At 64.9% G+C, this 25,667-nt stretch carries 25 protein-coding genes; 8 read left to right on the top strand and 17 right to left on the bottom strand.

Features of this window, described 5'->3' with window-relative positions:
* Positions 1 to 16: 16 nt before the first annotated feature.
* From era to hrcA, 8 genes are all read right to left on the bottom strand, one after another.
* Positions 17 to 931: a GTPase Era gene (gene era / locus ASH04_RS08970; RefSeq protein ID WP_027497495.1), complete on the bottom strand. Its 915-nt coding sequence runs from the start codon at positions 929 to 931 to the stop codon at positions 17 to 19.
* A 16-nt stretch (positions 932 to 947) separates the two neighbouring features.
* Positions 948 to 2,270, bottom strand: a complete 1,323-nt coding sequence (locus ASH04_RS08965) for a hemolysin family protein (protein ID WP_027497496.1) — start codon at positions 2,268 to 2,270, stop codon at positions 948 to 950.
* A gap of 40 nt (positions 2,271 to 2,310) precedes the next feature.
* Positions 2,311 to 2,853 (bottom strand): rRNA maturation RNase YbeY, encoded by a 543-nt coding sequence (gene ybeY / locus ASH04_RS08960; protein WP_032368173.1) that lies wholly within the window; start codon positions 2,851 to 2,853, stop codon positions 2,311 to 2,313.
* Positions 2,854 to 2,906: 53 nt separating this feature from the next.
* Positions 2,907 to 3,950, bottom strand: a complete 1,044-nt coding sequence (locus ASH04_RS08955) for a PhoH family protein (RefSeq protein WP_027497498.1) — start codon at positions 3,948 to 3,950, stop codon at positions 2,907 to 2,909.
* A 114-nt stretch (positions 3,951 to 4,064) separates the two neighbouring features.
* Positions 4,065 to 4,820 (bottom strand): alpha/beta hydrolase family protein, encoded by a 756-nt coding sequence (locus ASH04_RS08950; protein ID WP_032390961.1) that lies wholly within the window; start codon positions 4,818 to 4,820, stop codon positions 4,065 to 4,067.
* Entirely contained in the window at positions 4,817 to 5,590 is a 774-nt protein-coding gene (locus ASH04_RS08945; protein ID WP_032390960.1) for a 16S rRNA (uracil(1498)-N(3))-methyltransferase, read from the bottom strand. The genes ASH04_RS08950 and ASH04_RS08945 overlap by 4 nt, the downstream gene beginning before the upstream one ends.
* Positions 5,591 to 5,593: 3 nt before the next feature.
* Positions 5,594 to 6,751: a molecular chaperone DnaJ gene (dnaJ, locus tag ASH04_RS08940; RefSeq protein ID WP_027497501.1), complete on the bottom strand. Its 1,158-nt coding sequence runs from the start codon at positions 6,749 to 6,751 to the stop codon at positions 5,594 to 5,596.
* A gap of 94 nt (positions 6,752 to 6,845) precedes the next feature.
* A complete protein-coding gene (hrcA, locus tag ASH04_RS08935; protein ID WP_032382760.1) occupies positions 6,846 to 7,889 on the bottom strand; it encodes a heat-inducible transcriptional repressor HrcA in 1,044 nt (347 codons plus the stop codon).
* A 133-nt stretch (positions 7,890 to 8,022) separates the two neighbouring features.
* Here hrcA and ASH04_RS08930 point away from each other — a divergent pair, with 133 nt between their 5' ends.
* On the top strand, positions 8,023 to 8,328 hold the full coding sequence (locus ASH04_RS08930; RefSeq protein ID WP_027497503.1) for a type II toxin-antitoxin system VapB family antitoxin: 306 nt from the start codon (positions 8,023 to 8,025) through the stop codon (positions 8,326 to 8,328).
* Between the two features lie 43 nt (positions 8,329 to 8,371).
* Here ASH04_RS08930 and hemW read toward each other — a convergent pair whose 3' ends face one another.
* A complete protein-coding gene (gene hemW, locus ASH04_RS08925; protein WP_032391090.1) occupies positions 8,372 to 9,583 on the bottom strand; it encodes a radical SAM family heme chaperone HemW in 1,212 nt (403 codons plus the stop codon).
* 364 nt (positions 9,584 to 9,947) lie between these two features.
* Here hemW and ASH04_RS08920 point away from each other — a divergent pair, with 364 nt between their 5' ends.
* Genes ASH04_RS08920 through ASH04_RS08900 form a run of 5 tightly spaced genes read left to right on the top strand, consistent with a single transcriptional unit; the run spans position 9,948 to position 15,361 of the window.
* Entirely contained in the window at positions 9,948 to 11,666 is a 1,719-nt protein-coding gene (locus tag ASH04_RS08920) for a nitrite/sulfite reductase (protein WP_057473465.1), read from the top strand.
* Positions 11,663 to 12,373 (top strand): phosphoadenylyl-sulfate reductase, encoded by a 711-nt coding sequence (locus tag ASH04_RS08915; protein WP_032368442.1) that lies wholly within the window; start codon positions 11,663 to 11,665, stop codon positions 12,371 to 12,373. Before ASH04_RS08920 ends, ASH04_RS08915 begins: the two co-directional genes overlap by 4 nt.
* Entirely contained in the window at positions 12,370 to 13,314 is a 945-nt protein-coding gene (cysD, locus tag ASH04_RS08910; RefSeq protein ID WP_027497507.1) for a sulfate adenylyltransferase subunit CysD, read from the top strand. Before ASH04_RS08915 ends, cysD begins: the two co-directional genes overlap by 4 nt.
* Positions 13,314 to 14,624 (top strand): sulfate adenylyltransferase subunit 1, encoded by a 1,311-nt coding sequence (locus tag ASH04_RS08905; protein WP_032368177.1) that lies wholly within the window; start codon positions 13,314 to 13,316, stop codon positions 14,622 to 14,624. Before cysD ends, ASH04_RS08905 begins: the two co-directional genes overlap by 1 nt.
* The gene (locus tag ASH04_RS08900; protein WP_032368178.1) at positions 14,621 to 15,361 is read left to right on the top strand and encodes a sirohydrochlorin chelatase; all 741 of its coding nucleotides are present in this window, start codon (positions 14,621 to 14,623) and stop codon (positions 15,359 to 15,361) included. The genes ASH04_RS08905 and ASH04_RS08900 overlap by 4 nt, the downstream gene beginning before the upstream one ends.
* Before the next feature lie 23 nt (positions 15,362 to 15,384).
* Here ASH04_RS08900 and ASH04_RS08895 read toward each other — a convergent pair whose 3' ends face one another.
* The 6 genes from ASH04_RS08895 to ASH04_RS08875 all read right to left on the bottom strand — a co-directional run bounded on the left by ASH04_RS08895 (position 15,385) and on the right by ASH04_RS08875 (position 19,805).
* A complete protein-coding gene (locus tag ASH04_RS08895; RefSeq protein ID WP_032368179.1) occupies positions 15,385 to 16,425 on the bottom strand; it encodes a sulfate/molybdate ABC transporter ATP-binding protein in 1,041 nt (346 codons plus the stop codon).
* Entirely contained in the window at positions 16,425 to 17,225 is an 801-nt protein-coding gene (gene cysW / locus ASH04_RS08890; protein WP_027497511.1) for a sulfate ABC transporter permease subunit CysW, read from the bottom strand. Before cysW ends, ASH04_RS08895 begins: the two co-directional genes overlap by 1 nt.
* Positions 17,222 to 18,115: a sulfate ABC transporter permease subunit CysT gene (gene cysT, locus ASH04_RS08885; RefSeq protein ID WP_057473304.1), complete on the bottom strand. Its 894-nt coding sequence runs from the start codon at positions 18,113 to 18,115 to the stop codon at positions 17,222 to 17,224. The genes cysW and cysT overlap by 4 nt, the downstream gene beginning before the upstream one ends.
* The gene (locus tag ASH04_RS08880; protein ID WP_032368180.1) at positions 18,116 to 19,138 is read right to left on the bottom strand and encodes a sulfate ABC transporter substrate-binding protein; all 1,023 of its coding nucleotides are present in this window, start codon (positions 19,136 to 19,138) and stop codon (positions 18,116 to 18,118) included.
* A 197-nt stretch (positions 19,139 to 19,335) separates the two neighbouring features.
* Entirely contained in the window at positions 19,336 to 19,425 is a 90-nt protein-coding gene (locus ASH04_RS27500; RefSeq protein ID WP_310180897.1) for an Ms4533A family Cys-rich leader peptide, read from the bottom strand.
* A gap of 149 nt (positions 19,426 to 19,574) precedes the next feature.
* The gene (locus ASH04_RS08875) at positions 19,575 to 19,805 is read right to left on the bottom strand and encodes a hypothetical protein (protein WP_027497514.1); all 231 of its coding nucleotides are present in this window, start codon (positions 19,803 to 19,805) and stop codon (positions 19,575 to 19,577) included.
* Between the two features lie 94 nt (positions 19,806 to 19,899).
* Here ASH04_RS08875 and ASH04_RS08870 point away from each other — a divergent pair, with 94 nt between their 5' ends.
* Entirely contained in the window at positions 19,900 to 21,945 is a 2,046-nt protein-coding gene (locus ASH04_RS08870) for a glycoside hydrolase family 15 protein (RefSeq protein WP_027497515.1), read from the top strand.
* Between the two features lie 10 nt (positions 21,946 to 21,955).
* On the opposite strand, the gene ASH04_RS08865 is transcribed toward ASH04_RS08870, so the two are convergent.
* Positions 21,956 to 22,963 carry an NAD(P)H-dependent flavin oxidoreductase gene (locus ASH04_RS08865; protein WP_057473303.1) on the bottom strand — a complete coding sequence of 336 codons (1,008 nt, stop codon included), beginning with the start codon at positions 22,961 to 22,963 and terminating at the stop codon, positions 21,956 to 21,958.
* A gap of 131 nt (positions 22,964 to 23,094) precedes the next feature.
* Positions 23,095 to 24,942, bottom strand: a complete 1,848-nt coding sequence (lepA, locus tag ASH04_RS08860; protein ID WP_045194648.1) for a translation elongation factor 4 — start codon at positions 24,940 to 24,942, stop codon at positions 23,095 to 23,097.
* Between the two features lie 148 nt (positions 24,943 to 25,090).
* Between lepA and ASH04_RS08855 the strand changes: the two genes are divergently transcribed.
* On the top strand, positions 25,091 to 25,660 hold the full coding sequence (locus ASH04_RS08855) for a type II toxin-antitoxin system PemK/MazF family toxin (RefSeq protein WP_027497518.1): 570 nt from the start codon (positions 25,091 to 25,093) through the stop codon (positions 25,658 to 25,660).
* Positions 25,661 to 25,667 lie beyond the last annotated feature (7 nt).

Genomic DNA, 25,667 nt, shown 5'->3' with positions numbered 1-25,667 from the left:
TGCTCGTCAGGGCACGTCAGAAGCCGAGCTTGCCCATCTGCTTGGGGTCGGTCTGCCAGTCCTTGGCGATCTTGACGTGCAGATCCAGGTAGATGCGGGTACCGAGCAATTTCTCGATCTGCAGTCGCGACGCGGTGCCGACCTCTTTGAGTCGCGAACCGCCCTTGCCGATGATGATGGCCTTCTGGCTGGACCGTTCGACGTACAGGATCGCGTGCACATCGAGCATGTTGTCGTGGCCCTCGCGCGGCACGACCTCCTCGATGACCACTGCCAGCGAGTGCGGGAGCTCGTCGCGGACACCTTCGAGTGCTGCCTCGCGGATCAGCTCGGCCATGAGGATTTCCTCCGGCTCGTCCGTCAGTTCCCCGTCGGGATAGAAGGCGGGACCCGGCGGCAATTCGGAGGCCAGGAGGTCGACGAGCTTCTCGATCTGCTCACCGGATTCGGCCGATACCGGGATCACGTGCGAATTCTCGCCCAGCAACTTCGACAACGACATCAACTGCTGTACGACGCGTTCCTTCTTGACCTTGTCGATCTTGGTCACGATGCCGATCAGGGTGGTCTTCGGCGCGATGTGCCGCACTTGTTCGAGGATCCACCGGTCGCCCGGTCCGATCTTCTCGTCGGCGGGGATGCACAGTCCGATGACGTCGACCTCGGAGTAGGTGTCCTGCACCAGGTCGTTGAGGCGTTGGCCCAGAAGCGTTCTCGGTCGGTGCAGCCCCGGGGTGTCGACGAGGATCAGTTGCGCGTGGTCGCGGTGCACGATGCCGCGGATCGTGTGGCGCGTGGTCTGGGGCCGCGAGGACGTGATGGCGATCTTCGACCCCACCAGTGCGTTGGTCAGGGTCGACTTGCCGGTGTTGGGCCGGCCTACGAAACAGACGAATCCGGATCGGAACTCTTCGGTGTGTTGCTCGGACATCGAGCACCTCCAGATTTCAGTGTTGGTGAGTGACGTCCGACGAGTCGTCGTCCTCGGTGGATTCTTCGTCGGGTTCGAGCTTTTCGACCAGCACGGTGGTGATGCGGACTCGACCCTTGGGGTCGGCTCCGCCCTCGCCGCGCAGCAACAGCCCGTGAGTGGTCACTTCGGAACCGGGCAGCGGCACGCGGCCGAGCTCGTAGCCGAGGAGTCCGCCGACGGTGTCGACCTCCTCGGATTCGATGTCGATACCGAAGATTTCGCCCAGATCCTCGAGCGGTACCCGCGAGGACACCCGGAACCGTCCATCTTCGAGTTGCTCGATGGGTGCTACCTCGTCCGAGTCGTATTCGTCGGCGATCTCCCCGACGATCTCCTCGATGACGTCCTCGATGGTCACCAGGCCCGCGATGCCGCCGTACTCGTCGACCAACAACGCCATATGGTTTCGGTCTCGCTGCATCTCGGCGAGAAGACTGTCGAGCGGCTTGGAGTCCGGCACGAACACCGCCGGACGCATCAGTTCGGAGACCTGTACGCCTCGCCCACCGTCGGTGGAGTAATACGTCTGCTGCACAAGGTCTTTGAGGTACACCACGCCGACGATATCGTCCACGTTCTCGCCGATCACCGGGATGCGGGAGTGCCCACTGCGCACGGCCAGCGACGTCGCCTGCCCCGCCGACTTGTCGGATTCGATCCACACCATCTCGGGCCGCGGCACCATGACCTCGCGGGCCGAGGTATCGCCCAGCTCGAACACCGATTGAATCATTCGGCGTTCGTCGTCGGCGACGACTCCGCGCTCGCGAGCCATGTCGACCAGCTCACGTAGCTCGATCTCGGATGCGAACGGGCCGTTGCGAAATCCCTTGCCCGGGGTGATCGCGTTACCGATGAGGATGAGCAGCCTGCTGATCGGCCCGAGGAGCCAGCCGAGGGCGCGCAACGGCAACGCTGCGGCGAGCGCGATCGAGTACGCGTTCTGCCTACCCAGTGTTCTCGGACCGACGCCGATCACGACGTAACTGACCAATACCATTGCCACAGCGGTGATCACGAGCGCGGTGGTCGAGTCGATCAACTGGGTCAGGCCACCTGCGAGCAGCACCGTGCCGCCGATTTCGCACAGAATACGAAGCAGCACCATGAGATTGACGTACCGCGGGCGGTCGGCAACCACGACGACGAGGCCGGTGGCACCCGGTCGCTCGTCCTTGACCATGTCTTCGATTCGCGCCCGCGAGACGGTGTTCAGGGCAGAATCGACTGCGGCGAACAAGCCGCCGAGGGGAACCAGCAGAACGGCGAAGACGATGAGTGCGGCAGCACTGCTCACGCGCTAGGACCCCGCACTCCCGCTGGTCCGAACACGCACATCATCGGTCGAGACCGTCGACGAAGCCGGCCTTGCCGAGCAGCCGAGCGTCTCGAACGGCCTGTTCGGCTGCCTGCTCCGCCCGCCTGGCGTCCTCGTACCATTCGGCCAGCAGACGGTTCTGCAGCTCGAACATTTCCTTCTCTTCGTCCGGCTCGGCGTGGTCGTACCCGAGCAGGTGCAGCACGCCGTGCACGGTGAGCAGCGCGAGCTCGTGTTCGAGCGAATGTCCTGCTGCCGCGGCCTGATCCGCCGCGAAGGACGGGCACAGCACGATGTCTCCGAGCATCGCCGGTCCGGGCTCGGGAGCATCGGGACGACCGCCCGGTTCGAGCTCGTCCATAGGAAACGACATCACGTCGGTGGGGCCGGGCAGATCCATCCAGCGCATGTGCAGATCTGCCATGGTTGCCGAATCCACCAGCACCATGGACAGTTCCGCAGCGGGGTGCACGTCCATGCCTGCGATCGCGAACCGTGCGACCGAGACCAGTTCGGGCTCGGAGATGTCCATCCCCGACTCGTTGGACACTTCGATACTCATCTAGCCACTACCCACGCTCTCGTTGCCTGCATTACCGTTTCCGTACGCCTGAATCATCTTCTCGCCGAACGCGGCCCACCGGCACGGCGTTGCGCGCGGTTCGCGATGACGCCTTCCGATGCGGACTCGAAGCGCTCGTAGGCGTCGACGATTTCCGAGACGAGCCGGTGACGCACCACGTCACTACTGGTCAGTTGCGCGAAATGGATGTCGTCCACATCGGTGAGAATCTCCGACGCCGCACGAAGGCCCGACCGGGCACCGCCGGGTAGGTCGACCTGCGTCACGTCTCCGGTGACGACGATCTTCGATCCGAAACCGAGACGCGTGAGGAACATCTTCATCTGTTCGGCCGTGGTGTTCTGCGCCTCGTCGAGAATGATGAACGCGTCGTTGAGCGTACGGCCACGCATGTAGGCGAGCGGCGCGACCTCGATGACTCCGGCCTGCATCAGCTTGGGGATGGCCTCGTCGTCCATCATGTCGTGCAAGGCGTCGTGCAGTGGACGCAGATACGGGTCGATCTTCTCGTGCAGGGTTCCGGGCAGAAAGCCCAGGCGCTCACCTGCCTCCACCGCAGGCCGCGTCAGGATGATGCGGCTGACCTGCTTGGTCTGCAATGCCTGCACTGCCTTGGCCATGGCCAGGTAGGTCTTGCCCGTGCCGGCAGGACCGATTCCGAACACGATCGTGTTGGCATCGATCGCGTCGACGTAGCGCTTCTGGTTCAAGGTCTTGGGCCGAATGGTCTTGCCTCGACGCGACAGAATGTCCAGGCTCAGCACCTCGGCGGGAGAATCCGACACCCCCTCGGTGAGCATGGCGATCGACCGGCGCACTGCGTCGGGAGTCAGTGGCTGAGCACGTTTGGCCAATGCCGCCAATTCGGTGATCACCCGCTCGGCCAACGCCACATCGGGCACCTTCCCGGTGAGCGTCACGGCGTTTCCTCGTACATGGATGTCGGCCGTCAGCATCTGCTCGAGCGCCCGGAGGTTCTCGTCGGACTGTCCCAGCAGCGGCATCACTGCTTCGGGGGCGAGCTCCAAGGTGGACCGAACGTCGCGCTCGGCGGGAAATTCGCTGTGTTCACTCACGTGGTGGCTATGGCCTGCTCTCTTGTTTCGACCGGTGACGCTGATGTTTTCGAACGCGTCCGTCAGGTCGCGCTCGGACCAAGTTTAACGCCGCAGGATCGATGCGCATTCCTATTACCCACGGCGCTCGCCCAGGACGGCCTCGAGCGAGAGCGCCCAGCACCGCGAATCCGGGTTCAGGAAGGCGAAGTGGTCCTCGCCCGGCACGATCGCCGGCTCCGCGTCGTCGCCCGCGGCTCGTGCGGCCTCGACGTACCTCGAGCTCTGCGAAGCCGGGACCTGAAGGTCATCGGATCCGTGCAGACAGATCGTCGGGATGCCGATGGGTAGTCGGGCCAGAGGTGAGGCCGACCGGTACAGCTCGGGCTCGTCTTCGTAGCGGGCCTGCAGCAGGGCCTCGACCGCCGGATTGGTACGTCCCGACGCCCCGCGCGGCTCCAGATCGAGGACACCCGCCTGCGAGACGATGCGCGACGGCCGGACCGTCGTGTCGGTTTCGCCGCCGAGCCACACTGCCAGGTGGCCGCCCGCCGAGTGCCCGATGACGCGGACATCGTCGACACCGACCGGGGCGTGGTGCTGTACCACCCCGGCCACGGCGTCGAGTGCGGCGCGCACGTCGGCTTGCATCTCCGGCCAGTGCCCGCCCGCACCGACGCGTCTGTACTCGATGTTCCAGGCCACCGCACCGGCTCCGGCGACAGCTCGGGCGAACTGGGTGCCCAGATTCGACGCGTACTGCCCACTCCAGAATCCACCGTGCACGATCACGACCACCGGTGTCGCGGGCGTGACCGGCGCGGACGGCAGATAGAGGTGACCGAACTGTTCCGGATGATCGCCGTACGCGATCTTGATGCGAACGCTCATGCGTTCGGGAAATCGGGCGGAAGTTGCGCCCACCGCGTCGTCAGAACGCCGAGAGCTCCCAACGCAACAGCTCCGGCCGTCGAGGTTCGCAGCACCGTCGGCCCCAGCACCACCGGGGTCGCGCCCGCCTCGGTCAGAGCCGCGATCTCTCTGTCGTCGAGGCCACCCTCGGGTCCGACGACGATCGCGACCTCGGGCACCGAATCGAACGGCAGGTCGCGAAATGCCGAGGTGGCCGCTTCGTGCAGCACGGCGACGATGCCGCCGCCCGCCACGATCCGGTTCACGAGGGCGTACACCGAGCGTGAATCGTGCAACTCGGAGACCTCGGGGATGTATGCGCGACGCGATTGCTTGGCCGCCTCGGCGGCGGTACTGCGCCAGCGCGCGACCCCCTTGGTCGCCTTGGGCCCTTCCCAGCGAGCGACGCATCGCGCCGACTGCCACGGCACCACGGCGTCGATCCCGGCCTCGGTGGCCAGCTCGATCGCCAGTTCGGAGCGGTCCGCCTTCGGCAACGCCTGAACCAGCGTCACCGTGGGCGTGGCTCGCGGCATGTCCGTGCGCGACTGCACCGTCAGTTCGAGTCGGTTCTTCTCGGCACCGACGACGACCGTATCGGCCAGACCGCCGGCACCGTCACTGAGCAGCAGCCGCTCGCCGACTCGGATCCGCCGCACGGTCGCGGCGTGATGACCTTCTTTGCCGTCGAGCACGGCGAGCTCTCCCACGGCCGGCAGCGGCGTGAGATAGAAGACCGTGGGGGCCATGAATCAGCGCCCGCTGAAGGCTTCCCGCAACCGCGAGAACAGGCCACCGCTGTGCGCCGAACCGGTGGTGACGACCTCCGCCGAATCGCGGTCGCGCATGGTCTTGAGCTGTTCGAGCAGGTGGGTCTGCTTGCTGTCCAGCTTGGTCGGCACGATGACCTCGAGGTGGGCGTGCAGGTCACCGCGGATACCGGAACGGAGCTTGGGCATCCCGTGCCCGCGCAGCACCGTCGTCGAGTTCGGTTGTGTCCCTTGCTCGATCGAGATCTCGGTCGGGCCGTCGATGATGGCGTCGACCGTCACCGACGTCCCGAGTGCCGCGTCGACCATCGGGACGCGAACGGTGCAGTGCAGATCGTCGCCGTCACGGACGAACACCTCGTGCTGCTGCTCCACGATTTCCACGTAGAGATCGCCTGCGGGGCCGCCACCCGGCCCGACCTCGCCCTGCGAGGCCAACCTGATGCGCATGCCGTTGCTGACGCCGACCGGGACCTTCACCGAGATGTCCCGACGCGAACGCACCCGGCCGTCGCCGCCGCACTTGCGGCAGGGGTCCGGGATGGTCTCGCCTGCACCGCGGCAGGTGGGGCACGGACGGCTGGTCATGACCTGGCCGAGGAACGAGCGCTGCACCGACTGCACTTCGCCGGCACCGCCACAGGTCTCGCACCGAACGGGCTTGGAATCGCCGTTGGTGCCCGAGCCGGTGCACAGGTCGCACAGGATCGCCGTGTCGACGGTGATGTGCTTGGTGACGCCGGTGGCGCATTCGTCGAGGGTGAGTTTGGTGCGCAGCAGCGAATCGGCTCCGGGTTGTACGCGTCCCTTGGGTCCGCGCTGTCCACCGCCTGCGCCGCCGCCGAAGAACGCTTCGAAGACGTCGCCGAGGCCGCCCCCGAATCCGGCACCGCCGAATCCGCCGCCACCACCGCCGCCGCCCTGCTGCAGAGGATCGCCGCCGAGGTCGACGATTCGACGCTTCTCCGGATCGGAGAGCACCTCGTATGCGGTGGAAATGTCCTTGAACCGGGCCTGTGCGGCCTCGTCCGGGTTCACGTCCGGGTGCAACTCTCGCGCCAATTTGCGGTACGCGCGTTTGATCTCCTGGTCCGTAGCCTGCTGGCCGACGCCCAAAGTCCCGTAATAATCCCGTGCCACGTCGTCTCTTTCGTCCTAGAAGATGAATCTCGTTCGTTGATGCTGTGTCGCGGCCGCTGTGCCCCCGCGGCCGACGATGGATCGTCGGCTCGCGTCAGCGCTCGGCCAGGACCTCGCCGATGTACCTGGCAACCGCCGCGACCGACGCGATTGTTCCTGGATAGTCCATTCGGGTGGGGCCGAGAACGCCCATCCCTCCCAGGACCATGCCAGCAGAGCCGTATCCGGTGGAAATCACCGATGTTCCGCGCATCTCCTCGACCTGCGTCTCCTCGCCGATACGCACGGTGACGGTGCGGGTGTCCTGCGTCACGGCGAGCAGCTTGAGTACCACCACTTGCTCTTCCAGCGCTTCGAGTACCGCTCGGAGCGATCCCGGAAACCCTGCGTCTCCCGCGAAGTCCGCCGCATTGCGCGTCAGATTGGCCGTTCCGCCGAGAACCAGCCGCTCCTCGGGATGTTCGACGAGCGATTCCACCAGCACCGTGGCCGAACGAATCATCGCGTCACGCAGGGCGGGAGGTGAATTTTCGGCCAGCTCGGCCACGGCTGCGGACGCCGCCGCCAGCCGCTTGCCTTCCAGTGCGCCGCCGAGCAACCGCCGCAACTGGGCCAAGTTCTCGTCGTCGATGACGTCGCCGAGTTCGACGATGCGTTGATCGACCCGGCCGGAGTCGGTGATGAGCACCAACAGCAGCCGAGCCGGTGTGAGGGCGACGACCTCCAGATGTCGAACCGAGGACGCCGACAGCGTCGGGTACTGAACCACGGCTACCTGCCGGGTCAGCTGAGCGAGCAGTCGAACACCGCGGCGCAGCACATCATCCAGGTCGACGCCGTTCTCGAGAAACTCCAGGATGGCGCGACGCTCGGCCGCTGACAACGGTTTGACGTCGGCGATCCGGTCCACGAACTGGCGGTAGCCCTTGTCGGTCGGCACCCGCCCGGAGCTGGTGTGCGGTTGGGCAATGTAGCCCTCGGCCTCGAGGACAGCCATGTCGTTACGCACGGTCGCACTCGACACACCCAAGTTGTGACGCTCGACAAGAGCACGCGATCCGACGGGCTCCTGAGTGGACACGTAGTCCGCCACGATCGCTCGCAGAACCTCGAACCGCCTGTCGTCGGTGCTCGACATCGGTGCCCACCTCCGTTCTCGTTGTCAATCGTCGCTCGAGTCTAGTAGCCGAGGAACGCATGCTCGTGCAAGGCCTTACTGTGGTCCGAGTGGAAACTGTCTTTCGATTCGGTCCAGCGGTTCGAGGCTCGCGATGATCTTCAAGGGTGTACGAGACGGTAAGCCCTACCCGGAGCACGGCCTGTCCATCAGGGACTGGTCGAGAATTCCTCCACGCCAACTGCGTTTGGACGAGATCGTCACCACCACCAAGGTGCTCGAACTCGACCGGTTGTTGTCCGAGGACTCCACCTTCTACGGCGACCTGTTCCCCCATGCTGTGCAGTTCCGAGGCGTCATCTACCTCGAGGACGGCCTGCACCGCGCTGTCCGGGCGGCGCTGCGCAGTCGAACGGTGTTGCACGCCAGAGTGTTCGACTACGACGCCCTGGGAGCCTGAGGGTTCGAAGGCCCTGAGAACACTGCAGCCTGAAACAGGTCGTTCAGGCCGCGGCGATGGTGCGCACCACGGCGTCGGCGAGCAACCGGCCGCGGTCGGTCAGCACGAGGTGATCGCCTCGCTGCACCATCAATCCGTCCGCCACGGTCTGCTCGGCGGCTGCGAGCTCGGTCGGCCCCAGCAGACTCATCGGCACTCCTGAGCGCAGACGCACGGTCAGCATCAGTTCTTCGAGATGACGGTCCTGCGCGGTGAGCAGCTCACTGCCCTGCACCGGCAGCTCGCCCGCGGCGAGCCGATCGGCATAGGTGGCCGGGTGTTTGACGTTCCAGAATCGCGTGCCGCCGATGTGGCTGTGCGCTCCCGGCCCGGCACCCCACCAATCGCCGCCGTCCCAGTAGCCGATGTTGTGCCGGCAACGCGCATCGGCATCGGCGGCCCAGTTCGATACCTCGTACCAGGACAGGCCTGCTGCGTTCATGGCCGTGTCGATGCGCTCGTATCGGCTCGCCAACACGTCGTCGTCGGGTGCGGGCAACTCACCTCGGCGCACCTTTCGCGCCATGGCGGTGCCGTCCTCGACGATCAGTGCGTACGCGGAGACATGGTCGACACCCGCGTCGAGCACCGCAGCGAGGGACTGGTCGAGATCGCTGTCTCGCTCGCCCGGCGTTCCGTAGATGAGGTCGAGGTTCACGTGCTCGAAGCCGGCTGCGGACGCTTCGTTCGCTGCGGCCACCGCTCGCCCCGGAGTGTGGGTGCGATCCAGAACCGCCAGAACGTGCGGCGCCGCGGACTGCATTCCCAAAGACACCCGCGTGAACCCGGCGTCCCGCAGCCGCTCGAAGAATGCAGGCGACGTCGATTCCGGGTTCGATTCCGTGGTCACTTCCGCACCGTCGGACAGCCCGAAGCTCGACCGGACCGCGCCCAATACGTCCGCGAGGCCGTCGCCGCCGAGCAACGACGGCGTCCCACCTCCGACGAAGACTGTGTCGGCCGTCGGTACTCGACCCGCGCCCGTTCCGATCAGGTTCGCCGCAGCGTCGAGTTCTCTGCGCAGGCCCTCCAACCAGGACTGCGGCGACGCCGATGTGCCCAGCTCCCCGGCCGTATACGTATTGAAGTCGCAGTACCCGCATCGCGTGGCGCAGAAGGGCACATGCACGTAGATCCCGAACGCACGTTCCCCCACTCCGTCGAATGCGCCGGACGGCAGCTCGAAGACTGAGGAGGTATCGACGACGGTATTCACGGACTCCAGTGTCCCAGAGTTCACCGGCGGCCCGATCCACGCGCCGCCCAGGGCGTTGTGCACGCACGACTCGCACCCTGCCAGCCTATTTACCGGAATTTTGGGGTAAATAGGCCGCCGCGGTCGGCACCCGGTCGATGACGTGGCACAATGGCACCCGTGACCGACTCAGGAATTCGACTCGTGGCGCGCCGCCACGTCGATCTCGGCCGTGTCTGCAGCGCGTCGTGTCGACACACGACCGGCTGCTGACCCAGCCCTCCTTGGAGCAAGTCCATTCGATCCACCGGTTCCGCACCATCTCGTGAGCGCTCTTCTGCGCAACGATCGGAGCCGGCCCGCACCGAAGATGCAGGAGCATTGCATGTCGTCGACCAGCGACGCGACCACCGACGCTGCCTCCGCCACACCGCGAGAGCGAGCGCCGCGGCCGACCAAGCGTCGCGCCGAAGGCCAGTGGGCTCTGGGCTATCGAGAGCCGCTCAACGCCAACGAGCAGTCCAAGAAGGACGACAACCCGCTCAACGTGCGCGCCCGCATCGAGAACATCTACTCGAAACAGGGTTTCGACAGCATCGACAAGGGCGATCTGCGCGGCCGGTTCCGCTGGTGGGGTCTCTACACCCAGCGCGAACAGGGCTACGACGGCACTATCACCGGTGACGACAACATCGACCTGCTCGAGGCGAAGTACTTCATGATGCGCATCCGGTGCGATGCCGGTGCATTGAATCTGGAGCAGCTGCGCACTCTGGCTCAGATCTCGAAGGAGTTCGGGCGCGACACCGCAGACCTCTCCGATCGCGAGAACGTCCAGTTCCACTGGATCGAGGTCGAGAACGTCCCCGAGATCTGGCGTCGAATCGAGGCAGTCGGCCTGAAGACGACCGAGGCGTGCGGAGACTGCCCCCGTGTGGTGCTCGGCTCCCCACTGGCAGGTGAAGCGGTCGACGAGATTCTCGACCCGACGTCGGCCATCGACGAGATCGTCGAGCGCTACATCGGCAAGCCCGAGTACTCGAACCTGCCACGCAAGTTCAAGACCGCGATCTCGGGTCTGCAGGACGTGGTGCACGAGATCAACGACGTCGCCTTCATCGGTGTGAACCACCCCGAGCACGGACCAGGACTCGACCTGTGGGTCGGCGGCGGCCTGTCCACCAACCCGATGCTCGCGCAGCGCGTCGGTGTGTGGGTTCCGCTCGCGGACGTTCCCGATGTGTGGGAAGGCGTCGTCTCGATCTTCCGTGACTACGGCTACCGCCGGCTTCGCACCAAGGCGCGCCTGAAGTTCCTCATCAAGGACTGGGGCATCGAGAAGTTCCGCCAGGTTCTCGAGGACGAGTACCTGCACCGCAAGCTCATCGACGGCCCGGCTCCCGAGAAGCCCGCTCGGCCCCGTGATCATGTCGGGATCCAGAAGCTCAAGAACGGGCTCAACGCCGTCGGTGTCGCGCCCATCGCGGGTCGCGTGTCCGGCACCATCCTCGCGGCCGTCGCCGACGCCGCCGAGAAGGCCGGGTCGGATCGCGTCCGATTCACGCCGTATCAGAAGCTGATCGTGCTGGATGTTCCGGACGAGACGCTCGAGCAGCTGATCTCGGACCTCGATGCGCTGGGCCTGCCTGCCCGCCCCTCGCATTGGCGCAAGAATCTGATGGCGTGCAGTGGCATCGAGTTCTGCAAGCTCTCGTTCGCCGAAACCCGCAAGCGCTCACAGGTTCTCGTCCCCGAGCTCGAAGAGCGCTTGTCCGACATCAACAGTCGACTCGACGTTCCGATCACGATCAACATCAACGGTTGCCCCAACTCGTGCGCGCGGTCGCAGATCGCCGACATCGGCTTCAAGGGTCAGTTGGTCGACGACGGGGACGGGAATCAGATCGAGGGTTTCCAGGTTCACCTCGGAGGCAGCCTCGGCCTGGACAGTGCGTTCGGCCGAAAGTTGCGTCAGCACAAGGTCAACAGCTCCGAGCTGGGAGATTACATCGACAGAGTGGTGCGCAATTTCGACAAGCACCGCGAAGACGGCGAACGGTTCGCTCAATGGGCCGTGCGAGCAGACGAGGCGGATTTGCGATGAGTACCAGACTGAATTTGACGGTCGACCAACTGAAGGACATCGCCGAGCGCGGTGCCCGCGAACTCGACGGCGCAAGCCCGCTCGAGTTGTTGCAATGGACCGAGGACACCTTCGGTAGCGATTTCATCGTCGCCTCCAACATGCAGGACGGGGTTCTCGTTCACCTCGCCGCACAGGTTCACCCCGGAGTGGACGTCCTGTTCCTCGACACCGGCTACCACTTTGCCGAGACCATCGGAACGCGCGATGCCGTCGAGGCCGTCTACGGCGTGCACGTCGTCAACGCCCGCGCCGAGAAGACTGTCGCAGAACAGGATGCGATCGACGGCAAGGACCTCTTCGCCCGCGAACCGAACCGCTGCTGCGCGATGCGCAAAGTGGCACCGCTGAAGAAGGAACTGGCGAACTACAGCGCGTGGGTCACCGGCATCCGGCGAGTCGAGGCCCCGACGCGCGCCAACGCTCCGTTGATCTCGTTCGACGACGCCTTCGGCCTGGTGAAGATCAACCCGATCGCACCGTGGTCGGACGAGGAGATGCAGGCCTACATCGACGAACATTCGATCCTGGTCAACCCTCTCGTCGACGAGGGATATCCGTCCATCGGGTGCGCACCGTGCACCGTCAAACCTGCCCCCGGAGCCGACCCGCGCAGCGGTCGTTGGGCCGGCAAGGCCAAGACCGAATGTGGGTTGCACGCCTCATGACACTCGACCTCACGACGGCGACCGTCGGACGCACCCATCTCGATGCAGATCGGTTCGACACCCTCGACGCACTCGAATCCGAAGCCATCCACATCTTCCGAGAGGTGGCCGGCGAATTCGAGCGCCCCGTCATCCTGTTCTCGGGCGGCAAGGACTCGACGGTTCTGCTGCACCTGGCCATCAAGGCCTTCTGGCCCGCTCCCCTGCCGTTCGCACTGCTGCACGTCGACACCGGGCACAACCTGCAGGAGGTGCTGGATTTCCGCGACCACGTGGTTGCGAAGTACAACCTGCGCCTGCACGTGGCCAGCGTCGAGGAGTACCTCGCCGACGGACGTCTCACCGAGCGCCCCGACGGCATCCGCAACCCTCTGCAGACCGTTCCTCTCCTCGACGCGATCTCCGAGAACCGGTTCGACGCCGTGTTCGGCGGTGCCCGACGCGACGAGGAACGCGCCCGCGCCAAGGAGCGAATCTTCTCGCTGCGCAACGCATTCGGGCAGTGGGAGCCGAAGAAGCAGCGTCCGGAACTGTGGAATCTGTACAACGGCAAGCACTCCCCCGGCGAGCAGGTGCGCGTGTTCCCGCTCAGCAACTTCACCGAACTCGACATCTGGCGCTACATCGCTCGCGACGACGTGGAGTTGGCCAGCATCTACTACGCCCACCAGCGCCCGGTGTATCAGCGCGACGGCATGTGGATGACGCCGGGCGTCTGGGGCGGACCGGCCGAAGGTGAAGAGTTGCAGACACTGTCGGTGCGCTACCGCACTGTCGGCGACGGATCCACCACCGGTGCCGTCCTGTCCGAGGCTGCCGACAATCAAGCGATCCTCGCCGAGGTCGCGGCGTCCAGGCTGACCGAACGCGGAGCCACTCGCGGCGACGACCGCGTGTCCGAGGCTGCCATGGAAGATCGCAAACGAGAAGGATACTTCTGATGAGCAGCACCAGCACGGGTACGCAACTCCTTCGCCTCGCTACCGCAGGCAGCGTCGACGACGGCAAGTCCACTCTTGTCGGACGCCTGTTGTACGACACCAAATCCGTTCTGGCAGACCAGATCGACGCCGTCACTCGGGCCTCGGTGGACAAAGGATTGTCCACTCCCGATCTGTCGCTGCTCGTCGACGGCCTGCGTGCCGAGCGCGAACAGGGCATCACGATCGATGTCGCCTACCGGTACTTCGCGACGCCCAATCGCTCCTTCGTTTTGGCCGACACCCCCGGCCACGTGCAGTACACCCGCAACACCGTCTCGGGCGCGTCGACGGCGCAGTTGGTCATCCTGCTCGTCGACGCCCGCAAAGGCGTGATCACTCAGACCCGAAGGCATGCAGCGGTTCTGGCCCTCCTCGGCGTTCCGCGCCTGGTGCTCGCCGTCAACAAGATCGATCTGGTCGAGGACCCTGCGACCGTCTTCGCCGAGATCTCGGCAGAGTTCAATTCGCTGACTTCCTCGCTCGGCTGGTCCACCGAGGACGTCATCGAAATTCCGGTGTCCGCGCTGCACGGCGACAACGTCGCGGTCAAGTCCGACAAGACCCCGTACTACGACGGGCCCACCCTCATCGAGCACCTCGAGTCGGTCCCGGTGGACGCCGAACCGCACCGGGTCGGTCTGCGCTTCCCCGTGCAGTACGTGATCCGGCCGCGCACAGCGGAATTCCCGGACTATCGCGGATATGCCGGCCAGGTCGCAGCAGGCTCCGTCGACGTCGGCGACGAGGTCGTCATTCTGCCGTCGGGCACCCGAACGACCGTCGAGCGCATCGACACCGCGGACGGCGAGCTGCGCACGGCGCATGCCGGACGTAGCGTCACCCTCGTCCTCGCCGACGATGTCGACGTCTCGCGCGGCGACACCATCGCCTCCCCGCAGGACGCACCGGAACCGATCGGCGACTTCGAGGCCACGGTGTGCTGGCTCGCCGAGAAGCCGCTTCGCCCGGGCGCTCGTCTGCTGCTCAAGCACGGCACTCGTACCACCCAGGCCATCGTCGGGGCGCTGGTCGAGCGTTTCGACGAACAGGACCTCACTGCACACGAGGGCCCGGAATCGTTGGAGCTCAACGAAATCGGACGCATCTCTGTTCGCGTTGCCGAGCCGATCGTGGCCGACGACTACGCCGTCAACAGGCACACCGGCAGCTTCTTGCTGATCGATCCGGCCGGTGGCAACACACTGGCAGCCGGTCTGGTGGGCAACGCACTGGCCGCCGTCGAGCTGGGGTCGGCAGTTCCGGCGTGACGGCTCTGCTCGCGGTGGCGCACGGCAGCCGCGATCCCCGCTCGAGCGAGACGATCCACCGCGCCGTCGACGTCCTGCGTCGACGGCGTCCGGATCTCGATGTCCGCGTGGCGTTTCTCGACCTCAGTGAGCCCAGTGTCGAGCAGGCACTCGACGAGCTGGCCGATGCCGGGCATGTTCGCATCGTCGCGGTTCCGCTGTTGTTGGGCAGTGCTTTCCACGCCCGAGTGGACCTGCCTGCTTTGTTGGCTGCAGCGCGGGTGCGGCAGCCGCACGTATCGATCGGTCAATCCGAGGTGCTGGGCGACGACCCACTTCTCGTCGACGCCGTTCGTGATCGTGTTCTCGATGCCGGTGCGGTGCTCGGCGATTCGACCGTCGGAGTCGCCTTGGCTGCCGTCGGATCGAGCGATTCTTCGGCGAACGACCGTAGCCGTCGAGTTGCGAACGAAGTGGTGTCCGGCACCGGCTGGGCGGGAGTTGTCACCTGTTTCGCCACGTCCGTCGATCCGTCTCCACTCGACGCGGTCGCACAGCTGCGCGCGCTGGGAGCCACCCGGATCGTGGTGGCTCCCTGGTTCCTGGCACCCGGGAGACTCACCGACCGCATCTCACAGGTGCTGGACGGCGTCCCGAACGTGACGTATGCCGATGTTCTGGGCCCTCATCCGGCAGTGGCCGAGCTCGCCTCCAGGCGGTACGACGCAGCTCTCGCGCACGATCGCTCGATCGCATAGCACGAAAGGTACTGCTCGTCCGATCAGTGCACCGGAGCCGATTCGGTCGTATCCGTGATCGTCGGAACCCGAGTCGCGCGGACGTAGACGGTTTCGCCCTCGTGCAGCCCCAGCGCCTCGCTGTCGCCGCGCGTGATCTGCGCCGCGAACAACTCGCCGGTGGCCGCGTTCTTGAGCTCGACCTTCACCTCGAAGCCGAGGCGTACGACCCGTTCGACGACGGCCCGCGTCACCCCGGCAGATTCTGCCGTGCCACTCGCCTGCGCCTGTGCCAACGACGGGTCGCGTCCGACACGAATGTCGTGCGGGCGCACCAGAAGTCCGTTCAGCCTGGCCACCTGACCGAGGAACGACATCACGAAGTTGTTTGCAGGGCGATCGTAGAGATCCTCCGGGGTGCCGACCTGTTCGATTCTGCCCTTGTTCAGCACCGCGATTCGGTCGGCGACGTCGAGCGCTTCTTCCTGGTCGTGAGTCACCAACACGGTGGTGACGTGCACCTCGTCGTGCAATCGGCGCAGCCACGTCCGTAGATCTGCGCGCACCTTGGCATCGAGGGCACCGAAGGGCTCGTCGAGGAGGAGAACCTGCGGGTCGACCGCGAGTGCACGTGCCAGCGCCATGCGTTGACGCTGTCCTCCGGACAGCTGCGCCGGGTAGCGGCCTTGGAAACCCGCCAGACCGACGATCTCGAGCAGTTCGTCGACCTTCTTGGCAATTTCGGCCTTGGGCCGCTTGCGGATCTGCAAGCCGAACGCCACGTTGTCGCGCACCGTCAGGTGTTTGAACGCGGCGTAGTGCTGAAACACGAACCCGATCTCGCGACGCTGCGGGCTCACCCAGGTGACGTCCTGGCCTGCCAGCACCACTCGGCCCGTATCGAGCTGCTCGAGGCCTGCGATGGATCGAAGCAGCGTGGACTTGCCCGAGCCACTGGGTCCGAGCAGCGCCGTCAACGAGCCCTTCGGGATGTCGATGCTGACGTCGTCGAGGGCGGCGAAATCGCCGTAGCGCTTGTTCGCGCCGACCACGGAGATCTCGATCTCGGAAGATGTCTCGGTCATTACTTCGTCCTCTTCTTGTCGAGAACCGTCATCAGCAGCAGCACGATGACGGCGATCGCCATGAGCAAGGTGGACGCCGCGTATGCGCCCTGCTGATTGAAGTCCTCGTACCGTGAATTGACCAGCAGTGTGAGCGTCTGGGAAATGCCGGGCAGGTTGGTGGAGACCATGATGACCGCGCCGAATTCTCCGAGCGAACGTGCGACGGTGAGCACCACGCCGTAGGTCAGTCCCCATCGGATGGCAGGCAACGTGATTCGCCAGAACGTCTGCCAGGTACTCGCACCCAGAGTCGAGGCAGCCTCTTCCTGCTCTTCACCGATCTCGTACAGGACCGGTTCCACTTCGCGAACGACGAACGGCAAGGTGACGAATATCGTCGCGATGACCATGCCGGGTAGCGCGAAGATGACCTTGAAACCGAGGCTTTCGATGCCACCGAACCATCCGTTGGCACCCCACAGCAGGATGAGCGCGACGCCGGTGATGATCGGCGACACCGCGAACGGCAGGTCCACGATCGCTTCGAGTATCCCCTTGCCGCGGAACCGTCCGCGTACCAATGCCAACGCTGTGACGATTCCGAACACGACGTTGATGGGAACGACGATCGCCACGATCAACAGGGAGAGTTGGAGAGCGGATTGCGCGGCGGGAGTGGTGATCTGCTCCCAGAACGCCACCACCCCGTCCTCGAACGTGCGAAACAGGATGGCACCGAGGGGGAACAGCACGAGCACAGCGAGATAGATCAGTGCGACGGCACGCAGGGACAGTTTGATCGGGAGACCGATTTTCACGAGATCTGCTCTTCCCGTCTGGCCAACCTGTTGCCGATGATGCGGAGCACGAACAGCACAGCGAAGGCGATTGCCAACAGCACCACAGAGATTGCGGCTGCGTCGACCGGCCGGTCGTACTCGATGAGTTCACGGATGTACTGCGAAGCGACCTGCGTGTCGTTGGGGATGTTGCCGCCGATCAACACCACAGACCCGAATTCGCCGATGGCACGGGCGAACGCGAGCCCACCGCCCGAGAGCACAGCCGGAAGCAGTACCGGCAACACGATGCGCCGAAAAATGGTCCAGTTGTTCGCACCCAGCGATGCGGCCGCCTCTTCGACGTCCTTGTCGAGTTCTATCAGCACCGGCTGCACCGCACGCACCACGAACGGGAGCGTGACGAACAGCAGCGCCACGATGACCGCAGGCTTGGTGGCGTTGAAGACGATGCCGATCGGACTCGACGGTCCGTACAGCGACAGCAACACCAAGCTCGCCACGATGGTCGGTAGTGCGAACGGCAGGTCGATCAGGGCATTGACGAAACGCTTGCCGGGAAACTCGTCGCGTACCAGAACCCACGCGATCAGAGTGCCGAGAAAGAGGTTGATCACGGCGGCGGCCACGGACACCAGCAGAGTCACCTTGAACGTGGCGATGGCACGTGTCTCGGTGACCGCATCCCAGAAACCACCGAGGCCGCCGTCGAACGACTGAACCGTCAACGCCGCCAACGGCAGCAGCACGATGACACTGAGCCACAGAACGGCGACACCGAGGCCCAGCGGACCCACCGAACCGGGGCCCCGGAACTTGCGACCTTCCCGCCCAGCACGAAACCGAGGTGTCGCACTGGGCGGGACGATCGAACCCGGGGCCGCGGGTTCACCGGTCAGCGACGACATCTACCGAGTACTTTCCTGGTAGATCGTCGCAATTGCGCCGTTGTCTCCGAACAGGTCGGCGTCGACCTGAGTCCAGCCGCCGAGATCATCGATGGTGTAGAGCTTTTCGGGCGTGAAGAACTTGTCCGAGTATTCGGAGGCGATCTCCGGGTTGGTCGGCCGGAAACCCGCCTCGGCCCAGATCTTCTGGCCTTCGTCGGAGTAGACGAAATCGTTCAGAGCATTCGCACGCTCGAGGTTCGCACTGCTGTTGATCACTGCCACCGGGTTGTCGATGCGGAAGGTGACGGGGACGTCCACGTGCTCCACCTTCTGTCCCTGCTCTTCGATGAGCAGTGCCTCGTTCTCGTAGCTCAGTAGCGCGTCGCCCTGTCCCTGCAGGAACGCTTCGGTTGCGGCGCGGCCGGATTCGGGCTGCACAGGGAAGTGATCGGCGACGAGCGTACGAACGAAGTCGAGACCGGCCTGCTTGTCCTGGCCACCGTTGCTCTTGGCGGCGTACGGCGCGAGCAGGTTCCACTTCGCCGATCCGGAGCTGAGGGGGCTCGGGCTGATGACCTGAACGTCGGGCTTGATCAGGTCGTCCCACGTCTGGATGTTCTTCGGATTGCCCTCGCGGACGACGATGGTCACCACCGAGCCGAACGGCACCCCGCCGTACGCGTTCTGGTTCCAGTCCTCGTCGACCTTGCCCGCCTTGACAAGTCGAGTGACATCCGGCTCGACGGAGAAGTTGACGATGTCCGCAGGCGCGCCGTCGGCGACCTTGCGCGACTGGTTTCCCGATGCGCCGTAGTCGGCGTTGATCGCCGTACCCTCTCCATCCTCGGTGGCTGCGAACGCCGGACCGATTGCGTCCCAGCCGTTCTTCGGCACTGCGTAGCCGACGAGTGTCAGAGCCGGGCCACTGGCAGTGTCCGACCCGCCCCCGACGACATCGCTGGAACCGCCGCCGCAGGCGGTGACCAGAAGAGTTCCCACAGCTGCGAACGTGGTGAGCAGATAACGAGAACGATGCCTCATTGCGAAAGGCCTTTCATGGTGGTGTGACGATGAGTAAAGAACACAAGACACGCAAGGAGATTCGCGCTGAGCGCCGTAGCAGTCAGGACCCGGCCGGCGAAGCAGCGAACTGGCGACACGGACTCCGGTCCGTCGTGCGGATACACTGCGCTACGCGGCGACAGTGGATCGACGAAACCGATTCGCGAAGGAAAGAATCAACAACAGTCGATATCGGCAACTGCCAGCATGCCGACGGCAATCAACGCCAACTGGTGGCGGACGCGGTACTCGGCGGCAGAAGACACGGTCAGGAATCTAGCAGAGGTTCCGGACCGACTCTAATCAGAGGAGTCGTGCACGTGCACGACGGGCGCGTGTCAGCGAGTGATCAACCACGCGATGACGACCAACGCCAGCAGCGCGATCAGAGCCCATGTCACCCGAGACCGCGGCATTACAGTCCATCCTTCGTCGTAGACGTCGAGGCCGAGAGCTCGGCCTCGCGTGCTGCGCTGGCGTCACGGCCCAACACGCGCAGGATCACTGCCAGCACGCGATCGAACACCCGAGCCGAGACGAACGCAACCGGAACTAGCACTGCGAGGACGACCACCGACTGCGGAACGAACGGAAGGCCCGTCACCCACAGCTCGACGCCGTCCCACCACCGCGCGAACGATTCCATCCTCGCAGCTTAAACCAGGGCTCCACCTGAGCCACGCCACGCCGAGTACGGCCTCTCAGTGGACGGCTGCCACGGATCGGTCGATGATTACGCCATGACGGCATTCGATGAGGTTTCGCCCGTGCCCCCGGTCGCCGAGGAGCCGGCCATGGGCTCAGGACATCCAGGCCTGGGCGGAACGGAAGTCCAAGGTGCGTTGGGCAGCACCGATGCGCCGGTGTCCACGTTGGTCTCCTACCGCAGCGCGTTTCCGCCCATCGACGACTACGCATTTCTCTCGGACTGCGAGACGACGTGCCTCATCGCCCGAAACGGCTCCGTCGAATGGATGTGTGTACCGCGGCCCGACTCCCCCAGTATTTTCGGTGCCGTCCTCGATCGAAGCGCGGGCCACTTCCGCGTCGGGCCGTACGGACAGTCGGTACCCGCCGCTCGTCGATACCTGCCCGGCGGCCTCATCGTGGAGACGACCTGGCAGACCGAGACCGGGTGGCTCATCGTGCGTGACGCGTTGGTGATGGGCCCCTGGCACAACACCGACCAGCGTTCTCGAACTCACAAGCGCGCACCGAGCGACTGGGATGCCGAGCACATCTTGCTTCGGACCATCAAATGTGTCAGCGGCACAGTCGAATTGGAGATGAGCTGCGAGCCCGCCTTCGACTACCATCGGGCACCCGCGACATGGGAGTACACCGGCAAGGTGTACGAGGAGACCACCGCCACCTGCGAGGCGAGCGCCGACGGCGACCAGCCCACCCTGAAATTGACCACCAATCTTCGGATCGGCATCGAGGGCCGCGAAGCACGCGCGCGAACCCGAATGACGGAAGGCGACAACATCTTCGTCGCGCTGTCGTGGTCCGATCTTCCCGCACCGCAGACGTTCGAGGAAGCGGCCAGCAAGATGTGGCAGACCTCCGAATGCTGGCGGCAGTGGATCACGATCGGCCGATTCCCCGATCATCCGTGGCGCGGCTACCTCCAGCGCAGCGCTCTGACCCTCAAAGGACTGACCTACGCACCCACGGGAGCACTGCTCGCCGCGTCGACCACGTCGCTACCCGAAACACCTGGTGGGGAACGCAATTGGGACTATCGCTACACCTGGGTCCGCGACTCCACATTCGCTCTGTGGGGTCTGTACACTCTCGGGCTCGACCGTGAGGCCAACGACTTCTTCGCCTTCATGTCCGATGTCGCCACCAGTGCAGACGGGGAGGTCAACCCGCTTCAGGTGATGTACGGCATCGGCGGTGAGAAGACCCTCGACGAGGCCGAGCTGCCGCACTTGTCCGGGTACGACGGCGCCCGACCGGTACGTATCGGCAACGGTGCCTACGACCAAGAGCAGCACGACATCTGGGGCACCATGCTCGACTCGGTGTACTTGCACGTCAAGTCGCGTGAACACGTCCCGGAGTTCCTGTGGCCTCTGCTCAAGCGGCAGGTCGAGGAAGCGATCGCGAACTGGCGCAAACCCGACCGTGGCATCTGGGAGGTACGCGGTGAGCCCCAGCACTTCACGTCCTCGAAGCTGATGTGTTGGGTTGCGCTCGATCGCGGTGCGAAGCTCGCCGATATCCACGGCGAGAAGGACTACTCGACCAAGTGGAACGAAATCGCCGACGAGATCAAGGCCGACATCCTCGACAACGGCGTGGACTCGCGCGGCGTGCTGACGCAGCGGTACGGAGATCCCTCTCTGGACGCGTCGTTGCTACTCGCACCGCTCCTGCGGTTTCTGCCGGCCGACGACGAGCGTATTCGTGCAACCGTGCTCGCCATCGCCGACGAGTTGACCGAGGACGGCCTGGTTCTGCGCTATCGAACCGACACCACCGACGACGGTTTGTCCGGCGAGGAAGGCACGTTCACGATCTGCTCTTTCTGGCTCGTGTCCGCTCTGGTGGAGATCGACGAACTCCCGCGCGCCAAGCACCTGTGCGAACGACTGCTTGCCTACGCGAGCCCGCTCAAGCTCTACGCCGAAGAGATCGACCATCGCACCGGCCGACACCTCGGCAACTTTCCGCAAGCATTCACGCACTTGGCGTTGATCAACGCCGTGGTGCACGTCATCCGAGCAGAGGAAGCGCAGGCATCGGGACACTTCCAGCCCGCCCACGCCAACCCCTGAGCTGTCCGGTTCAGCGGCCGAGTTGTCTCGCCCATTCGGCGACCAGCTCGGCCGCCGGTTTCGCCTGAACGCGGCGATAGCCGGTCCCGGCCCACATCGACAGTCCCGACGGGTCACCCGCAGCTGCGGCCTTCGCGCGCAACGGCGCGGTCAGATAGTGCAGATCGGGATACGCCAGCGGGGCGGCGTCGGAGTTCTCGCGCATGAACTCGTTCACCAAGCCCCGCGCAGGACGGCCCGAAAACGCCTTCGTCACGGCGGTACCCGACGCACTGGCCAGCTGCTCGCGGTGCACGGGCTTCGTTCCTGCCTCGGGAGTGTTCAGAAACGCGGTACCCAGCTGGGCTGCATGCGCAGCACTCGAATCCAGCAGCGGCGCAATGTCGTTGCCGTCCATGAGCCCGCCGGCCGCGATTCGGGGCAGATCCGATATCTCGCGCACTGCGACCAGCAACTCCGTCAACGGCTCTTCCGGAGCCGACCCGTCGAACGTGCCTCGGTGTCCGCCCGCCTCGGGCCCCTGCACCACCAGCGCGTCCACACCGTTCGCGGTGGCGATGGACGCGTCGGAGGCGGTTGCCACCGTTGCCCACACTTCGGTTCCCACCGAATGCAGCTGGGCAACCTCGTCGGCATCGAAGGTGGCGAAAGTACTCGACACAACCGGCACCGGATGGGCAAGCAGCCAGGCGAATTTCTCCGGGTAGTAATCATCGCGGCGTTTGAGCACGCCGGGTTCGGCGTCGAATCGCTCGAACCACGATGCCAGATGCTGGGCGTAGGAGTCGACATCCGCGCCCGACGGCTCCTCGGGTAGGAAAAGATTGACCCCGAACACCAGACCCCGCATCGAATCCACCTGCGCGGCAAGGGCATCCGGCGTCAGCAACGCGCCGGCGATCATTCCGAGTCCGCCGGCCTCGGACACAGCCTGGGCAAGCTCGGGAGTACTCGGACCGCCCGCCATGGGCGCACCGACAACGGGAACACGCAATTTCTTCAGGATCGGCGTCGTCACAGATTCGAAATGTACTCGCCCGACATTCGCGAGTGGGCAGAGACCGCGCGCCCCTGTTGCCGACTGCGCGCCCCTGTTCTGAAGCGAGCGGGGGCGCGCAGTCGGCAAAAAGGGTGTGAGGTTACGTCCGGCTACTTCTTCGGCTTGTCCGACGAGGACTCCGAAGACAGTGCCGCCACGAAGGCTTCCTGCGGAACCTCGACCCGTCCGATGGTCTTCATTCGCTTCTTGCCTTCCTTCTGCTTCTCGAGCAGCTTGCGCTTACGGCTGATGTCGCCGCCGTAGCACTTGGCAAGCACGTCCTTACGGATGGCGCGGATGTTCTCGCGGGCGATGATGCGAGATCCGATAGCAGCCTGAATCGGCACCTCGAACTGCTGCCGCGGAATCAGTTCCTTCAGCTTGGTCGTCATCTTGTTGCCGTAGGCCGCAGCGGCGTCCTTGTGGACGATCGCGCTGAAGGCGTCGACGGCCTCGCCCTGCAGCAGGATGTCGACCTTCACCAGCGCTCCGCTCTGCTCGCCGATCTCCTCGTAGTCGAGGCTGGCGTATCCACGAGTACGTGACTTCAGGATGTCGAAGAAGTCGAAGATGATCTCGGCCATCGGAATCGTGTAGCGCAGTTCGACACGAGTCTCCGACAGGTAGTCCATACCGCCGAGCTCGCCTCGTCGCCCCTGACACAGCTCCATGATCGAGCCGATGAACTCGCTCGGCGAAATGATGGTGCACTTGACCATGGGCTCGAACACTTCCCGCGCCTTGCCCTCGGGCCAGTACGACGGGTTGGTGACGATGTGCTCGGCACCGTCTTCCATCTCGACGCGGTAAACGACGTTCGGCGAGGTCGAGATCAAGTCGAGGTTGAATTCACGCTCGAGCCGCTCGCGGGTGATCTCCATGTGCAGCAACCCCAGGAAGCCGCAGCGGAAGCCGAATCCGAGAGCCACGGAGGTCTCCGGCTCGTAGGTCAGGGCCGCGTCGTTGAGCTGAAGCTTTTCGAGGGCGTCGCGCAGGTCCGGGTAGTCGGAGCCGTCGAGTGGGTAAAGGCCCGAGTAGACCATCGGCCGTGGCTCGCGGTAACCGGTCAGCGGCTCGGTAGCACCTTTGCGGAAAGTGGTGACGGTATCGCCGACCTTGGACTGACGGACGTCCTTGACGCCGGTGATCAGGTACCCCACCTCGCCGACACCCAGGCCCTTCGTGGCCTTCGGGTCCGGCGACACGATGCCGACTTCGAGCAACTCGTGCGTCGAGCCGGTCGACATCATCGTGACCTTCTCACGAGGGTTGAGTGCGCCGTCGACCACTCGGACGTAGGTGACGACGCCTCGGTAGGTGTCGTAGACCGAGTCGAAGATCATCGCGCGGGCAGGCCCGTCCGGGTTGCCGACCGGAGCCGGCACCAGCTTGACGACCTCGTTGAGCAGTTCTTCGACGCCCACTCCGGTCTTGCCGGACACCCGCAGCACGTCGTCGGCTTCGCATCCGATGATGTGCGCGATTTCGGCAGCGTAGCGATCCGGGTCGGCAGCAGGCAGGTCGATCTTGTTGAGCACAGGGATGATGGTGAGCTCTTTGTCGAGAGCCAGGTAGAGGTTCGCCAGTGTCTGCGCCTCGATGCCCTGAGCAGCGTCGACGAGCAAGACAGCACCTTCGCACGCTTCGAGCGCGCGGGACACCTCGTAGGTGAAGTCGACGTGGCCGGGGGTGTCGATGAGGTGCAGAACGAATTCTTCGCCGTCGACGACCCAGGGCAGACGCACGTTCTGCGCCTTGATGGTGATGCCGCGTTCGCGCTCGATGTCCATCCGGTCCAGATACTGCGCACGCATCGACCGGTCGTCGACGACGCCGGTGAGCTGCAACATCCGGTCTGCCAGCGTCGACTTTCCGTGGTCGATGTGGGCGATGATGCAGAAGTTCCTGATCCTGGACGGATCGGTGAACGTCGTGTCGGCGAAGCTGGGCACTCGTATCCTTCGGCTGGCGTGTTCGAAATGAGCGAACGGGTTTCCCTATCGTCCCACGAGCGGAACGGTGCGCCGTCCCCGGCTGTCCGTCGTGGCTGGTCGCCCGGTGAGTCAGGGCGGTTTGTAGCGCTGCCGCCGTGGCTACACTCGCCGCATGGCTGGCAACTGGAGCAGATTCGGCAAGGAACTGGGCAAGATCGCACTGCGCGAGGGCCCGAGGCTACTGCGTCAACTACAGAACTCCGGTGCGCTGCAGAAAGGCAAGGACGCGATCTCCGGAAGCGCGTCGCGCACACCGGCTCCGGCACCTCGCCCCGGCCGTCCGGTGGCGTCGCAGACCAGGCCGACCGCCCAACGGGCGCGGACCATCGAGTACTCCCCCGATCTGGACGGCAAGGCCGATCCGGGTGAGATCGTCTGGACCTGGGTTACCTACGAGGAAGACGCCACTCAGGGCAAGGACCGCCCGGTGCTGGTCATCGGGCGTGAGGGCAACGATCTGCTCGGCCTGATGCTGTCGAGCCAGAGCAGCCGCGACGGCGACCGCGACTGGCAGTCGATCGGATCCGGTGCGTGGGACGCCGAGGGGCGACCGAGCTGGATTCGTCTGGACCGAGTTCTCGACGTGCCCGAGGACGGTATTCGTCGCGAAGGCGCAATCCTCGGTAGAGCTCAGTTCGAGTCCGTGGCAGATCGGTTGCGTCGGGACTACGGCTGGAACTGACCTCGTG

The sequence above is a fragment of the Rhodococcus sp. Leaf233 genome (assembly GCF_001426165.1).
Lineage (GTDB): Bacteria > Actinomycetota > Actinomycetes > Mycobacteriales > Mycobacteriaceae > Rhodococcoides > Rhodococcoides fascians.
The sequence above is the reverse complement of the archived record's forward strand: the minus strand, read 5'-3'. Positions and strand labels throughout refer to the sequence as shown.